Source organism: Echinicola rosea (assembly GCF_005281475.1).
Lineage (GTDB): Bacteria > Bacteroidota > Bacteroidia > Cytophagales > Cyclobacteriaceae > Echinicola > Echinicola rosea.
In genome coordinates this window covers 2,472,376-2,487,434 of the sequence record NZ_CP040106.1, presented here as the reverse complement: position 1 = coordinate 2,487,434, position 15,059 = coordinate 2,472,376, and the positions used below count along the sequence as shown (strand labels likewise).

At 43.5% G+C, this 15,059-nt stretch carries 12 protein-coding genes; 5 read left to right on the top strand and 7 right to left on the bottom strand.

Annotated elements, in window-relative coordinates; translation table 11 throughout:
• Positions 1 to 43: 43 nt before the first annotated feature.
• Both FDP09_RS09950 and FDP09_RS09945 read left to right on the top strand, forming a co-directional pair.
• Positions 44 to 661, top strand: a complete 618-nt coding sequence (locus FDP09_RS09950) for a hypothetical protein (RefSeq protein WP_137402524.1) — start codon at positions 44 to 46, stop codon at positions 659 to 661.
• Between the two features lie 136 nt (positions 662 to 797).
• Positions 798 to 3,779: a glycosyltransferase family 117 protein gene (locus tag FDP09_RS09945; RefSeq protein ID WP_137402523.1), complete on the top strand. Its 2,982-nt coding sequence runs from the start codon at positions 798 to 800 to the stop codon at positions 3,777 to 3,779.
• 113 nt (positions 3,780 to 3,892) lie between these two features.
• Here the strand turns inward: FDP09_RS09945 and FDP09_RS09940 are convergent, their stop codons facing one another.
• Entirely contained in the window at positions 3,893 to 4,669 is a 777-nt protein-coding gene (locus FDP09_RS09940; RefSeq protein WP_137402522.1) for a class I SAM-dependent methyltransferase, read from the bottom strand.
• A 49-nt stretch (positions 4,670 to 4,718) separates the two neighbouring features.
• On the opposite strand from FDP09_RS09940, the gene FDP09_RS09935 reads away from it, so the two are divergent.
• The gene (locus FDP09_RS09935) at positions 4,719 to 5,966 is read left to right on the top strand and encodes a GWxTD domain-containing protein (protein WP_137402521.1); all 1,248 of its coding nucleotides are present in this window, start codon (positions 4,719 to 4,721) and stop codon (positions 5,964 to 5,966) included.
• Entirely contained in the window at positions 5,939 to 6,715 is a 777-nt protein-coding gene (rlmB, locus tag FDP09_RS09930) for a 23S rRNA (guanosine(2251)-2'-O)-methyltransferase RlmB (protein WP_137402520.1), read from the top strand. Before FDP09_RS09935 ends, rlmB begins: the two co-directional genes overlap by 28 nt.
• Positions 6,716 to 7,501: 786 nt before the next feature.
• On the opposite strand, the gene FDP09_RS09925 is transcribed toward rlmB, so the two are convergent.
• The 3 genes from FDP09_RS09925 to FDP09_RS09915 all read right to left on the bottom strand — a co-directional run bounded on the left by FDP09_RS09925 (position 7,502) and on the right by FDP09_RS09915 (position 8,947).
• Complete coding sequence (locus FDP09_RS09925; RefSeq protein WP_137402519.1) at positions 7,502 to 7,813, bottom strand: hypothetical protein; 312 nt, start codon at positions 7,811 to 7,813, stop codon at positions 7,502 to 7,504.
• Between the two features lie 17 nt (positions 7,814 to 7,830).
• A complete protein-coding gene (locus tag FDP09_RS09920) occupies positions 7,831 to 8,202 on the bottom strand; it encodes a hypothetical protein (protein WP_137402518.1) in 372 nt (123 codons plus the stop codon).
• Positions 8,203 to 8,707: 505 nt separating this feature from the next.
• Complete coding sequence (locus FDP09_RS09915) at positions 8,708 to 8,947, bottom strand: hypothetical protein (RefSeq protein ID WP_137402517.1); 240 nt, start codon at positions 8,945 to 8,947, stop codon at positions 8,708 to 8,710.
• A gap of 358 nt (positions 8,948 to 9,305) precedes the next feature.
• Between FDP09_RS09915 and FDP09_RS09910 the strand changes: the two genes are divergently transcribed.
• Entirely contained in the window at positions 9,306 to 9,782 is a 477-nt protein-coding gene (locus tag FDP09_RS09910; protein ID WP_137402516.1) for a hypothetical protein, read from the top strand.
• 180 nt (positions 9,783 to 9,962) lie between these two features.
• Here the strand turns inward: FDP09_RS09910 and FDP09_RS09905 are convergent, their stop codons facing one another.
• The 3 genes from FDP09_RS09905 to FDP09_RS09895 form a co-directional block, all read right to left on the bottom strand.
• On the bottom strand, positions 9,963 to 11,495 hold the full coding sequence (locus tag FDP09_RS09905; RefSeq protein WP_137402515.1) for a sulfatase family protein: 1,533 nt from the start codon (positions 11,493 to 11,495) through the stop codon (positions 9,963 to 9,965).
• Positions 11,496 to 11,605: 110 nt separating this feature from the next.
• Positions 11,606 to 13,150 carry a sulfatase family protein gene (locus FDP09_RS09900; RefSeq protein WP_137402514.1) on the bottom strand — a complete coding sequence of 515 codons (1,545 nt, stop codon included), beginning with the start codon at positions 13,148 to 13,150 and terminating at the stop codon, positions 11,606 to 11,608.
• A gap of 147 nt (positions 13,151 to 13,297) precedes the next feature.
• On the bottom strand, positions 13,298 to 15,058 hold the full coding sequence (locus FDP09_RS09895) for a RagB/SusD family nutrient uptake outer membrane protein (RefSeq protein WP_137402513.1): 1,761 nt from the start codon (positions 15,056 to 15,058) through the stop codon (positions 13,298 to 13,300).
• Position 15,059: the final 1 nt, after the last annotated feature.

The following is a 15,059-nucleotide window of genomic DNA, read 5'->3' as shown; positions in this document are numbered from 1 at the left end:
TACAATAACGAAACCAACTAGAATTTCTAAACACCAAACCAAAATGAAAAGAAGTATTATCATAGCACTTTTCGTGTGTATCGCTGTATGCAATACCTCTTTAGCACAGGAAACTCCTGAGTCTGAAAAACCACAGAACTCACTCAATGGCGGCACCATAGAAAGCCAGTTTGACTACCTCAATGATGCCTCCAATAACTACCAAGAGTACAAAGTGGTCAAAAAGACCAACCTGAGCAAAATCAAATCAAACATTCTGGACTCACTAGGGGTATTCAAAGATCAGATCGTAGAAAAAAACAGTAAGATCAACGAGCAGAAAGCTAAAATCGATCAGCTAAACACCGGAATAGAAAATGCCGAAAATGAGCTCAAGGAAACATTAGCGGCCAAAGACAGTTTCTCCTTCTTGGGGATCCAAGTGTACAAGACAACCTACAGCACTATGATGTGGAGTGTCATCATTGGCTTGGGCATCGCCCTAGCATACTTTATTTACAAGTATAGTAATAGTCACAAGGTAATCGCAGAAACTCGAAAAGACCTCATGGAAACCAAAGAGGAATTTGAAACCCACCGCAAAAACACCTTGGAAAGGGAGCGCAAATTGAAACGCCAGCTCGTCGATGAAATGAACAAAAAACAAGGGATCACTTCTTAAGGATATTCCAAAAAGGGAAAGCTCGGCTTTCCCTTTTTTCATGACCATTTCCCAGCAACCTTTTAAAAATGGTTAAATCCCCCTGTTTTCGTGAATATTTTTTTATTTTCGCCTTTCACATTAGTGTAACTCAAACATGATCAACTATAGAAAAGTCAACAACCTCACAGGTTGGGTTTTATTTTTAATTGCCTCACTGGTTTATCTTCTGACAATAGAAGAAACGGCCAGTTTTTGGGATCCGGGAGAATTTATAGCAGTAGCCTATAAACTACAAGTTCCTCACCCTCCAGGTGCACCTTTCTTCCTGCTTATTTACAGGATGTTTTCTTTCTTCGCACTTGGAGATCCCCTTGAGATCGCCTTTTGGATGAATGCTGGCAGTGCTCTCTTTAGTGGATTTACCATTCTATTCCTGTTTTGGTCCATCACCCTTCTCGGGAGGAAACTATTCAAGCTGGATAAAGGAAATGAAAGCAAAGGTCACACCATCGCCCTCATGGGAGCTGGTATCATTGGTTCTTTGGTGTACACATTTTCGGATAGCTTTTGGTTTTCGGCCGTGGAATCCGAGGTGTACGCTATGTCGTCCTTTTTTACGGCCATCGTGATCTGGGCCTTCCTAAAATGGGATGTCATCGAAAATCCCAAGGATGAAAACCGATACATGATTTTCATCGCTTATTTGGTTGGGCTATCCATTGGTGTCCACTTGCTCAACTTGGTGACGTTGCCTGCCCTCGCCTTGGTAGTTTACTTCAAGAAATACCAAAATCCGAACCTCAAAGGAGCCATTGTCGCCTTCCTTTTGGGGGGAGTAGCTTTGGTAGCCATCAATAACATCATCATTCCCGGACTGCCAAGCTTGGCCGGATCCATGGAGATTTTCTTCGTCAATAGTATTGGGCTTCCATTCGGCTCAGGGATTATCGTCTTTATCGGCTTATTTTTGGGCGGGCTGATCGCAGCGATCATTTACTCCATCAAACAAGAAAAAGTCATCCTGAATACCGTATTGCTCTCCTTGACATTTATCTTGATCGGCTACGGCTCGTATGCGCTTATTGTCATCCGCTCCAATGCCAACCCTCCCATCAATGAAAATGCACCAAAGGACATCATCAGTTTTGTGAGCTATCTTAAGCGTGAGCAGTACGGATACCGTCCCCTGATGCACGGACAATACTTCACTGCAGAAGTACAAGAACAAAAAGAGGGAGACCCGGTGTATGCCAAAGGAGATAACAAATACGAAATCGTCGATTATGAAATCGTCACTGAATACGACCCTGAAAAAACCACGATTCTCCCTCGAATCTATTCCACACAGCCCCAGCATAAGCGCCTTTACCGTCAAAAACTGGGCTTAAGGGAAGGTGAAGAACCTACTTTTGCGGACAACATCGCATTTATGCTTGATCATCAGCTGGGACACATGTACTGGCGCTATTTCTTATGGAATTTCTCCGGCCGGGAAAGCGACATCACTGATGCTCCCTGGATGGGCATCACCAATGCCTTTGAAGACTACCCGGATTATATTGAAAACAACAAGGCACACAACAATTACCTGATGCTTCCGCTGATACTCGGACTCATTGGGCTGCTCTTTCAGGCAAAATACGATACCAAATCATTCTGGCTTACCACGATGCTTTTCCTGATGATGGGTGTCGTGCTGGTACTATACCTCAACTCCCCTCCTGTAGAGCCCCGTGAGCGGGACTATATTTACGTGGGATCCTTTTATGCTTTTGCCATTTGGATAGGAATGGGGGTATTGGCCATTGCCCATGCATTGGCGAAGCTAAACAAGAATTTTGCGGTAGCTTCCATTTTGGCGACGCTGATCGCCTTCCCTATACCGGTATTAATGGCTTCCCAAAACTATGACGACCATGACCGTTCTGACCGCTATTTCTCAGTAGATTCAGCAAGAAACTTCCTTGCTTCGTGTGAAGAAAACGCCATCCTCTTTACCGGTGGGGACAATGACACCTTCCCACTATGGTATGTACAGGAGGTAGAAGGATTCAGAACAGACGTGCGCGTCATTGTCTTGAGCTATTTTGACACGGATTGGTACGTGGAGCAAATGACCCGACCTATCAATAAATCCGCTGCCTTGCCATTCTCTTTGGAGAAAAAGAACTTCAAGCGGGGAACCAACGACATCCTTTTTGTCAACGACCGCCAAGGACTGGAGATGATATCGGTAAAAGAATACCTTAGGCTTTTGAAAAATGAAAGTGATCTCCTGAAAGTAAAGTCGGGCTATACCAACACCATCTATCAAGTACCTTCCAGAAACCTCATTCTCGAAGTGGATTCTGCCGAGGTCATCAAGGACGGCGTGGTACCGGAAGGCATGGAGGACCTCACCGTCAACCACATGAACCTAAGGGTAAAGGGTAATTACCTTACCAAGGGAAACCTGATGTTATTGGACTTGATCGCTACCAATAACTGGGAGAGGCCGATCTATTTTAACAACACCTCTCTTTCCTCCATCAGCTTGGACCTGAGCAATCACGTGGTCATGGAAGGCCTTACCTACCGATTGCTACCGGTCCAAAAACCACAAAATGTCGATGAGTTTGTCAACACAGACTTAGCCTATAAAAACGTAACGGAAAACTTTGCATACCGCGGCATGAGCAACCCTGACAGTTACTTCGATGAAGAATACAGAAGGTTTACCTCTAACCACCGTAGCATGTTTAACAGCCTGACCAATGCGCTGATCATGGAGGATAAGCTGGACATGGCTGCCGACATCCAAAAGCTGAGCATGGAAAAATTCCCGAACGAAGCCATACCGTATGATCTGTCCAGCGGCCAATCTGTACCTTCATTATTCGAATTAGGTGAAGATGACATGGCCTTGGACATCATCGAAGTGCTTTCAAGAAGGGCTTTCGAGATGCTGCAATTTTACCAAGAAAAAGACCGTGCCATGGATAGGGAAGCGATGTATTCCCTAGAGATGATGCGCTTCTTCGTGCCGCTGCTGCAGGAACGTGGCTATGAAGAGCTGGCCACTGAAATCCAGAACAATCTGGACAAGGTAATGGGGCCAACTGCTTCCCCGAGAGGTGTTTTGCAGAACAGGAAATAGAAAACTAGGAAGAGCGGCATTATAGCCGCTCTTCCTAGCTTTAATACTCCTACAAATAATTACGCTACGGTAAAACTAATATCTTTTTAGTAATTCTGAATTGCACATCCATCTCACTTCTTCTCCAACACATAAAACAAATCAAGCCCTTTGTCCGGATGATCCACCACCATATAATCTTCATGGGTTATACCGGTCACGGCATCCCCTCCCTGTTTGTGGAGCTTATTGCGGTTCATCCGGTTCAATAGCTCATATGGCATACGCAGAATAGATGCCGGCAGGCGGTGTTGCAAGTCAAAAATATCGAACCGCATGATTTTATTGACAGACTTTCTATTGGCCTCATGATAGCTCCAAACCTTATCGTTGCCTCCGATTCCTTTGGCCACCACCTTGTCAAACACCTGCTCACATAAGTGGATCAGTTCAGTGCCAGTATATTCCCTAATGTGCCAAGGGTTTCTACTCAGTGTATGACGAATATTTGGGGTAGAAATAATGGCCTTTCCGCCCGGCTTTAGCACACGATAGATTTCTTGCAAGAATAACTTATCATCTTGGATATGCTCAATCACCTGAAAACTGACCACCGTATCATAATGGTCTGCCGGCACAGTCGCCAAGGGTGGTATTACCGCTTGCTCAAATTTAGCTTTGGGAAATTTTCGCTGTAACTCATTGATGACTTTACCGATTTTGTCCAATCCATGGTAAGACTGTACCAGATCGCTAAGCACTTCTACTCCTCGGCCTTCTCCGCAGCCAATTTCCAATAATTCGCCACTTACCAAGGGCTTTGCCGCAATGTAAGCTTTTAATAATCGTTGATGTATTGGGTTATCACTAACCAACTTATCGGAGGCAATTTCCGTTGTATAGGTAGCCATTTAAAATTTTATTATTTTAAGCAAAAATAAGGTTAATTTTTAAAACCGAATGATGACGACGACAAAGACAATAAAATTAATCATGCTCCTCAGTGCCTTATGGTGCTGGTTCTCAGTAGGGATCGTCCATGGACAGAGCAATCTTAAAAACATCAACCAAAGCCTTCGCTATTCACGGTATTCGCGAATATCACCAAAAATCATCCCTATTAAAACAGGAGAGCGGGAATTTTTGTTGCAAATGCCCGTGGAAAAAATCGAAGAGAATATAAATTTTGAAGATTATACCTTCTCCTATGTGGTGGTGGAAGATTTTAATGAAGAAATCAATGAAAAAAACATTGTACCCCTTACCGCGTCGGATATAAAAAAAGACACCGACAGGCACTTTTATTTTGAGAAGTCCATCACCATTCCTCTGGACCAAAAAGAGGCCTATGCCGTAATCATCTGCAAGGACACTCGGCAAGGCGACCAATATGTTTACCATGCTGACCTGATCAGCCCATTCATTGGTGACATCCCTAGTTTTGGTGCCTATTACGATAATGACATTCCCTTTGATCAAACATTCATCAATAAAGGAGAGGCGCTGCTTTTCAAGAGTGACAAAAGCATGAACCTTTATAATTATTTTTACCCGCAGGATTTTGAAATCCCCTTGCCGCCCATGGAAACTAGGCCTGCACCGGTAGCCAAGGACATTCAGGTGATCGATAACGGTGAGTTCTTGGTCAATGTCCCTCAGCCATTTGGAGATGAAGGATATTATTTTGTCCAATCGGACACTACGGAGCAAACTGGATTTATGGTCAAAACCACTAATGCCGCCTACCCCCGCGTATCCACCTATGATGAGATGATCGACAAATTGGTATATATATCTACCAGAAATGAACATGAAGCCTTGCGTGCCGCAGAAGACAAGAAAAAAGCCCTGGACAAATACTGGTTGGAACTGACGCATGACACGGAAAAAGCACAAAACATTATCCGCGAGTATTTCCGTCAAATCGAGTTTGCCAACATCCTATTTACGGATTTCAAAGAAGGATGGAAAACCGACCGCGGCATGGTCTATACGGTCATGGGGCCGCCTGCCAGTGTGTTTTTTGATGCGGATAAAGAAATTTGGATTTATGATAAAATAGGCTCCAAGTCAAAAATAAGCTTTACCTTTGCTCGCATTAAGAATATATTCACACCGAATTACTACAAGCTGAACCGGTCGAGGTCATATCAGCCTGAATGGTTCCAAAGCATTACATTATGGAGAAGCGGAAAGATGGCTTTCTGATAGAAAAGGGAGCACACGAGAAAGATTTCATATTTGGCACTAGAGCAGTGATGGAAGCACTCCATGCACATAAGGATATTGACAAAATCCTTGTCAACAAAGAGCTTAACAATGACCTGATCAAAGAACTCCTTAGTCAAGCGAAACAAGAGCGGGTACCGGTGGTAAGGGTTCCTGAGGCCAAGCTGAATAGGATCACCCGAAAAAACCACCAAGGTGTCGTGGCCCACATGTCTGCCATCCAATATGCTTCCATCGACAATGTCATTACAGAGTGTTTTTCCAAAGGTGTGGATCCTTTGATCCTGGTATTGGATAGGATTACGGACGTGAGGAATTTTGGTGCCATCGCCAGAACAGCCGAGTGCGCAGGTGTCCACGCCATCGTTATCCCTGAAAAAGGCGCCGCGCAGATCAACTCTGATGCCGTAAAGACTTCCGCAGGAGCGCTTAACTTTTTACCGGTCTGTCGTGCACGCAATCTCCATTTTATGGTCAAAGACCTCAAAAAGATGGGACTAAAAATCATCAGTTGTACTGAAAAAACAGAGCGAAAAATGTACGACGCGGATTATGCTGTACCTACGGCCATCATCATGGGCTCTGAGGAAGATGGTATATCCGACGACCTGATGGAACTCAGTGATGAATTTGTCAGCATTCCCATGGCCGGTCATATCGAAAGCCTTAATGTATCAGTGGCCAGCGGCGTACTAATCTATGAAATCATCCGACAGCGATCCAATTAAGGTGAATTTGGGCTTTCAACTCACCACTACCTTAAAAGGCTACAGCTGATAGGGATTTGTAATCCCGAATCAGGACAATGGGGATTTGCAATCTCCCTAACGCCATTTGCATAGAGCACAAACATCAATAAGGATATAGAATTTCAGCAACCTATATGCGCTAGTCTGACGGCTATGGGCAGCTAGACAGGGTAACCGTAGCGATGCCACACTCACACCTCCAAACTTCAAGGATTTTGCTATACAAATTGGCTTTTACCGTTTAATAAAAAAATCAGCGCGAATCATAAACATCTGCGTTGTAAGCTTTCCACAAGTCCCGAACTTTTCGACTTGACACGAATATACCGCCCCTCTGGGGCTAGCCATCGCGTGTACATCATACACATTACCATCGATAGAATAAATCGTATTTCGTACCATGTACTTTACCTCTCTCCCTGGGAAATCAAATCCCTTTTGCCAGCCCATGAAGTTATATAATTCAGGCCGACATCTCTTTACTAATAGTTTAAAAGTGCTCGCCCTGGGGGGAACTGCAAATTTTCATTATAGAGTAACATGCCCCAAACTTTTCGGCTTGACCCCTATTCGCCAGATAGAGCCGAGGTCCCACATGCAATTGGTGCCTTTGTGGCATTTTTTATCGGTGGTTCTGCCATTTAGAAAACTGGCAGTTCCCAACTTTTACGCTTGATCCGAAATATGGCTTGGTCAATTTTGGATAAAAATAAGAAAGCACCGACTCAAAAAATCGGTGCTTTAGTCATGAATAAAAAGAAACTACTACTCCTCTACTAGTATTTTTCCCTCAGCATCGTATTTCTTTTCGATGCTTTGTTCGCCCGTTCCGAATTTCACCTTATAGATGACATTACCTTCTTCATCTGTCACCTGATAGGCCTTCGAAATGGTTAAATCTTTGGTCTCAGACTTCTCGTCTATCGTATCTTTAATTGCCTGAGGCAAATCCTCAGGAGCAATTTCTAAACTGTCTTGCAAATGGACTATCGATCCTTCTGACGATATCGCCACCGAGGCTTTCACTTCTAGGGACATCATCATGCCCAATGCAATGATGAAAGCTACTCTTTTCATGTATATTTTGGGTTGGTTTAGTATTCTAGCACTTCACCCTCTTCACTGATCAATACCATCATGGTCTCCTTCTCGTCGGTCTCGAAAGCAATGTCATAAAAGATTTCTCCATCTTCCATTACCTTGTACACCTTTTTGAGCTGAAGCGCTGACAGCAGAGAATCATCTTTCAACAAATTGGTCACCTCTTCAGGAAGTTCTCCCTCGGAAATTTCGTCTCGTTGAGCTTCATCATCTGAAGGGGTTTGCAGTTCACTCACCCCATCAATATCCGGCATCGCTTCTTCGGATTGAAGCTTTTCATCATCCGAATTCGCCTTCTCACGTTGATTGGAACATGACGCCAATAGCATCATTCCCAATACACTCATACACATCAACAACTTCATGGGTTAATCTGTCTTCTAGGGTTGATACATTATACTGTTGTTTGGTACGCTGGAAGCAAGCTTTATAGTCACTTTACCCACTTCTCTTTTTAATTGCATCCCAGTGACTCCAATTAATGCCACCAAGAAAAAACCAATCAAAAACACCAACAACAGTACCTTTCTTCTCAGCTTAATCATTTACTGCTTCATTTGATAACCAAGTGTTCATAACCCGTGCCATTTATGAAATCAGCCCTAGAAGCCACATTCTACGTTTTAAAGTGTGGAATGTGTGTAGATAATATCCACACTTTGTAGAATTTCTACAGACACAAATATAACAATTATAACTTGCCAAACTATTATTAATTAACAATAAAATTCAAAAAAAGCATGAACCAATAGATTCATGCTTAAATTTTTCGCTAAATAAACTTATTTAACACCTCGAATTTACAGGCTATATTTTTTTATCAAAAGATAACTTTAACGAAGCTGTAATTTCAGTTATCCTTAAATATCATCAGGTCTTTGCTTTTTCATACCCTTTGGTTTCACCTCCGGTTCGCAAGTGCTTGATGACAATGACCTTAGGAGCGGTCAAATCCTCCTTGTCCAAATGAATAAAATATTCATTGCGGTGAATTTCTTCAGGGGTGTATGTTTTTTTTGGATTGTTGAGGTCATAGACCTTCCCCAAAGAAATTTTTGAAGGTGTTTTTATTCGCAATGCTCCATTGATGGGCCTATTAAAAACAACCATATATACTTCACCATTCTCTCTGTTTTGGGTATAATAACCCCAGATTTTCAGTAAAAAAACTATACAAACATGCCAACGCCATACAGTTGCCTCCCCTTATCACAATTTACTGGATCCCATTATTTATGTGACAGGATAATCAAAAAGCTTTTACATACCAGTCATCAACATTTTCCTTAGGACTTATCAATCTAAGCAAAACCTAAAGCCAAGAGCGCCAAATTCTTCAACCGTATAAAATCTCTTTTATTCATTCCTTGCAAAGATTTCCTCATTTTTGGCAAGCAGCTCCCCATAAAAAGTCACCATCCGGCATCACGGGGCTAACTTAGTTGAAATATTAAACTGCAATTCAATTATGAAAAATTTCAAACACCTGATTTTCGCCACCTTACTTTTTTTCCCTGTACTCGTCCATGCACAAATGACCGCAGACGAAGAAATCCAACTTATCCAAGCAGAATTCGGTATGGAAAAGAAAACGTTGATCGAAAACTACATGGACTTATCAGAAACTGACCAGCCCGCTTTTTGGCATGTGTACCAAGACTATGAAGATGAACGAAAAGCCATCGCCCGAGAGCGAATTCTAATCGCCAACGAATATTTGGACAATTATTCGACCTTGGATGAAGACGAGGCAGACAATTTGGCTAAAAGAACCTTGAGCAATTCCCTAAAACTGACCAAACTTCACGCGAAATACTATAAGAAATTTAAAAAAGCAACCAGTGCCATGGATGCAGCAAAGTTTATGCAGGTAGATGATTATATTCACTCCACCATCCGCAATGCCATGCAGGAAGAACTTCCGTTTATTGGTGAAATGGACTAATAAAAAATCCCCGGAATATTGTCCGGGGATTTTTACCTTTCAAACCCTAATAAAACCCATTAAATGATTTAGGATTCAAATTAATGTAAAATAAGGGCTTTTGCACTAATTAAGTTCTCCAATATTGATACTATATTTGCCAACCAAGTAATTTTAAAGGAAAAGGCTTGTATTTTTTTATTACTTCATCCACCACAATTGGTCCCAGACACCATTCCCATCATTCGTCTGTGGTTTGCCAGATGTACTTCGCCCTTCGGTAATGTATTGGGTCAATAACTGCTTTAATTCTTCTACTTTTGCCGGATACGTCGACTGAAGATTATTGGTTTCAGCGGGATCTTCTTTCAAGTTATACAGCTGAACCGGAGGCAGGGAATCCATCTCCTTCACTTCCTTGGGTGTCGGAAAGCTCCATCCTCCTGATCCTGGGCACATGGCCAGCTTCCAATCACCCTTCCGGATCGCAAAACTACCATTAATGGAGTGGTGAACGGTGGCTTCTCGAAATGGTTGAGAAAGATCCTGGCCTTCAAAAAGCGGCAATAAGCTGTAGCTATCCTCTCCTTCATCGTCCTTGAGCTGATATCCCACGATCTCTGCACACGTGGCCATTAGATCTGTGGTGCAGATGGTCTGAGTGTTTACTGTCCCAGCCTTGATGATCCGGGGCCACTTAGCGATAAATGGCACCCTGTGACCTCCTTCGTAGATGTCCGCTTTAAATCCCCGATAAGGACCGCTTGGATGATGTCCCTTCGCGATCAGTTCGTCAGGTTTGGAGGCAGGGGAACACCCATTATCGGTGACAAAAATAAACAAGGTATTTTCCTCAATTCCTGCCTCTTTTACCGAAGCTACCAACTGCCCCACATAATCATCCACCATCATCACAAAGTCTCCATATGGATTTAAGCCACTTTTTCCCTGCCATTCAGCAGTGGGTAAGATCGGAGAATGTGGCGATGGTAAGGGCAGGTACAAGAAGAACGGCTTATCCGAAGCAGCCCTATCCTGAACATATTTTATACTTCTCCTGAAAAAATTTGGCGTGACATCCTCATGATCGAAATCAGCACCAGTCGCCCCTTTCCTCCACCAACCGTACTTGTCCGTGCTTTCCGTAGAATCCACCGGTAAGGCGGTAACTTTTCCATTTTCCACGTAAACATAAGGCGGTATATCCAAAGAGGCCACATGGCCGTAAGCATAGTCAAACCCATTATCATTGGGATTATGGGTAATGGGTTTGGTGAAATCGATATTACCATCTTCGTCATGTGCCCAGTTCCAGCCCAAGTGCCATTTTCCAACATATGCGGTATGATATCCTTGGTTGTGTAAAATAGAGGGAACCGTAGCCCGTGCAGTGTCTATCAATCCTTCCGCATCACCCCATAGCACACCACTTTTTAAGGTTGAACGCCAGTTATACCGACCGGTCATGATCCCGTAGCGGGTGGGAGTACAGACCGATGAGGAGGTATGCGCATCTGTAAACCGCATGCCATCTGCTGCCAGCTGATCAAGGTGGGGCGTTTTGATTTTTCCGTCCGGATTAAAGGCCTGGATATCCCCCACTCCCATATCATCTGCCAAAATATAAATGATATTCGGAGGAGTTGGAGCATTTTCCTTCTTTCCACCATTACTGCACGAATACAACGCCAACGTCACCAGTACGAATGTTAGCCCTTTGATGTGTTTTTCCATGATCACCTTGGTCTATTTATACAAAATTTCAATAAGTGCAATTACCCAAAAAACAAAGTCAAAACCTGCCCTTTATCTTCCGCTTTTGCATGCTTTCTTTGCTTGTGAAATTATTTATCCTTGATCTGCTGCAAGGCAGATTTCATCTCATCCACTATGCCGGGAGATGCCGCGGAGATATCTTCGGTCTCTCCTGGATCTTCTTTTACATTGTACAGTTGGTCTTTTTCAGCAAATCCTGTTTCAATGACGGGACCCCAAGGTACCATATCGGGACCGTTATTTGCAGGGATAAACTTATACCCATCACGCCGGATGTAGGTCAAATTGCTGAACAAGGCTTCCTGCACCAGTCCTTCCCTTCCTTCACTGTCCTCTCCAATGAGGGCAGCCCAAGCGTCCTGGGTGTCCACGGCATGCTGGGCATTATACTCCTGTCCCAGAAATCCAGCGAACGAACCTACCAAATCCACCTGGCTGACCATCGCACGAGAGGTCTTCCCCGATTGCACCTGGGCTGGCCATTTTACAATAAACGGCACCCTTGTTCCCGCTTCAAAGGCGCTGTACTTCCCTCCTCTAAGCACTCCCCAAGGCTTATGGTCACTTAGTAGCTCCCTAGCTTTATCTTCATAGCCATCGTCTAGAACAGGGCCATTGTCACTGGAAAAAATAATCATGGTATTCTCTTCAAGCCCCTTTTCTTTCAGAAGCTTTATCAGCTCACCCACTGTCCAATCCAATTGTACGATCACATCGCCTCTCGGTCCAAAACCAGAAACCCCTTGGAATTTCTCATGGGCAATTCGCGGTACATGGATATCATGCGTGGCAAAATATAGAAAAAATGGCTTTTCAGAATCCTGGGTGATAAACCTGCTGGCCTTATCCACAAACGTCTGGGCAAAGTCCTCGTCCCTCCACAAAGCCGATTCTCCACCTGCCATATAACCAATACGACTGACCCCATTCACGATGGTGTGATTATGACCATGGGACCACATCATCTTAAGCAGCTCGGGATGGTCTTTGCCTGTTGGGCGGTCTCCTACTTTTTTTCGGTAACTTACCTCGATAGGATCTGAAGGATCCAGTCCTACCACGTGATGATCCTCCACAAAGACCGTAGGCACCCTATCACCAGTGGCAGGAATAATAAAGGAATAATCGAAGCCAATTTCCAATGGCCCCGGATTTAATTCCCCATTCCAGTCGGGACCTTCATCCCCTCCAAGTCCTAAATGCCATTTACCAATGACTCCAGTCCTATAGCCTGCCCGCTGCATCACGGAAGGCAAGGTCTCCCGGCCTGGCCGAATCAATGCAGAAGCATCTCCTGGAGCTACACCGCGACCTTTTGCTCTCCATGCATATTCACCGGTAAGCATCGCATACCTGGATGGGGTACACGTAGCTGCAGTGGCATATGCATTGGTAAACAGCAACCCTTCTGCTGCTAATTTATCGATGTTGGGCGTGGGGATTTGCCCTCCATACTTGGCCACATCCCCATAACCCAAATCATCCGTATAGATCAAAAGGACATTAGGTTTCTTGGCAGTCAACTGCTCTTCCTCGTGGGTTGTAGTCTTTTTATTGGCACAGGAAAAAGCAATCAATAGCAGTAATAGCCCTATGTAATTAATCTTGTTCATATTCATGGTTTAATAATCAATTCAAATATAGTCCAAATGGTCTAACAATCCTTTGTCAAAGACAAAAAGACCGGCAAGAAACCGGTCCTTTTTTACTTCAAAAGTCGATATGCTCTTGCACATTCTGGGGCTAAGAGCTGTCAACTGTTAATATCCTGGATTCTGGATCCATTTTGGATTATCGGCTATTATTCCTTGATCAATGGGAAAATAATAGCGCTCAGGTCCAAAAGTTCTGGTTACAGGTTCGGCATTTTTAAGTGTAATGATGTACTTATCCTCATCCAAATCATATTTGAAAACCAACCCCTTCATTCTCACATCATCCAAATACTCCGGTGCAATTCTCCACCTTACCAAATCCCAGTAACGTTGGTTTTCGAAACACAGTTCTACCTGTCTTTCTTTCCGCAGATTATACTCGTTGATCTGATCATAGAGCGGCATTCCAGCCCTTTCACGAAGCATGTTTATCGCTTCTAGGGATTCATTCATATTATTGAGGTAGAATGCCGCTTCTGCTAGATTGAGGTAAGTTTCACCCAGACGAAAGATAGCAAAATCTTGCCCAGATTCTCCTGAATTGGGAAGGTCAAGGTATTCGTTTACACTTTTCCTTCTCAGCAATGCTGTGTTTCTGACATTTCTAGGGTGTGCAGCTGCAGGCCAAGTTTCTCCATTCCTGTCCAAGTTTCCAGAGGATGCCTCCACCTTTTCACCCGAGGAATTGGTATAAAAGGTACTGGTGTGAAAATAAATGAGCCCTCCCTTAAAGGTCGTCTCAGGATAAAAAACAGCGGCTCTAAAACGCGGGTCTCTATTTCCGAAAAACTCATCCATATCCCACATATTATCACTGGTAAGCTGGTCCCTAGAAATAGAAGTCCCCAAAGTTCCATCTTGAAAGTCAAACAACTCCACTAAGTCATATATTACGGGGAAGTTACATCCCCATCCACCACGAAACTCAGCTGGAAAAGCCAATCGATCAAAACCAGTACCTTTTACAATTGGCTCAAATACCTGTGAAAAGATCAATTCACTATTTCCATCATCCAAAAACAAATTGATATAATTTTCCACTTTGTCTTCGTAGGAATTATAAAGGTTAAAGTGACCTGACTCTAGGATCTCCTTAGAAGCATCATAGCTCATCTGGTAGTAGCTTTCCGCTGCAGAATTTGGTACACCCACTACTCCGTCCAACTGAACTTCTCCAAAATTGGCGATACTAGCAGCATATAAAGCTGCACGGCTTTTCAGGGACAAGGCCGTCCATCTGTCGGCACGTCCCAAGCCTCCGGTCGGCTCTGAACTAAGGAAAGGAATGGCTGCATCCAGCTCTGAAATGATAAAATCATAAATTTCCTGCTCAGTTTTCCTGCTGGGATATAGTACCTCTTCAGGATCATCCACCTTTTGTACGTCAGTGATCAATGGCACACCACCATAGCGCTTTACCATTTCAAAATACATATGCGCTCTCAGGTATTTCGCCTCAGCAGTCTTGGCGTCGATAAATGCCTGGTCAAAGGATGTACTTTTGGCAATGTTTTCGATGACATAATTGGCATCTCGAATATTACCCCAAGGGTAGTAACCGATGGGGCCATCACCGGCCGCAGCAGAATAGGTACGCTGATAGGTAGTATTTGGGGTCTGCCAATCTGCAAAACAAATATGCTCTCCTCCAATCGCAGGAATCATAGCGACATTATAGCCATTGTCACCACTAAAATTAATAAACCTTAAGTCTTGGTATATTTTAGCAATATAGGCCTCCGTCAATGGAGCCGATTCAAAAATATTATCCTCCGAAATAAAATTCGGAACCTTGGTCAATTGGTCTTCACAGGAAAACAATAGGAAGACGCAAAATGGTATAATTATATTTCTAATGTTTTTCATA

Excerpts from the sequence above, each read along its gene's own strand:
- FDP09_RS09950 (WP_137402524.1), top strand. The coding sequence starts at position 44 with ATGAAAAGAAGTATTATCATAGCACTTTTCGTGTGTATCGCTGTATGC.
- FDP09_RS09945 (WP_137402523.1), top strand. The coding sequence starts at position 798 with ATGATCAACTATAGAAAAGTCAACAACCTCACAGGTTGGGTTTTATTT.
- FDP09_RS09940 (WP_137402522.1), bottom strand. The coding sequence starts at position 4,669 with ATGGCTACCTATACAACGGAAATTGCCTCCGATAAGTTGGTTAGTGAT.
- FDP09_RS09935 (WP_137402521.1), top strand. The coding sequence starts at position 4,719 with ATGATGACGACGACAAAGACAATAAAATTAATCATGCTCCTCAGTGCC.
- rlmB (WP_137402520.1), top strand. The coding sequence starts at position 5,939 with ATGGAGAAGCGGAAAGATGGCTTTCTGATAGAAAAGGGAGCACACGAG.
- FDP09_RS09925 (WP_137402519.1), bottom strand. The coding sequence starts at position 7,813 with ATGAAAAGAGTAGCTTTCATCATTGCATTGGGCATGATGATGTCCCTA.
- FDP09_RS09920 (WP_137402518.1), bottom strand. The coding sequence starts at position 8,202 with ATGAAGTTGTTGATGTGTATGAGTGTATTGGGAATGATGCTATTGGCG.
- FDP09_RS09915 (WP_137402517.1), bottom strand. The coding sequence starts at position 8,947 with ATGGTTGTTTTTAATAGGCCCATCAATGGAGCATTGCGAATAAAAACA.
- FDP09_RS09910 (WP_137402516.1), top strand. The coding sequence starts at position 9,306 with ATGAAAAATTTCAAACACCTGATTTTCGCCACCTTACTTTTTTTCCCT.
- FDP09_RS09905 (WP_137402515.1), bottom strand. The coding sequence starts at position 11,495 with ATGGAAAAACACATCAAAGGGCTAACATTCGTACTGGTGACGTTGGCG.
- FDP09_RS09900 (WP_137402514.1), bottom strand. The coding sequence starts at position 13,150 with ATGAACAAGATTAATTACATAGGGCTATTACTGCTATTGATTGCTTTT.
- FDP09_RS09895 (WP_137402513.1), bottom strand. The coding sequence starts at position 15,058 with ATGAAAAACATTAGAAATATAATTATACCATTTTGCGTCTTCCTATTG.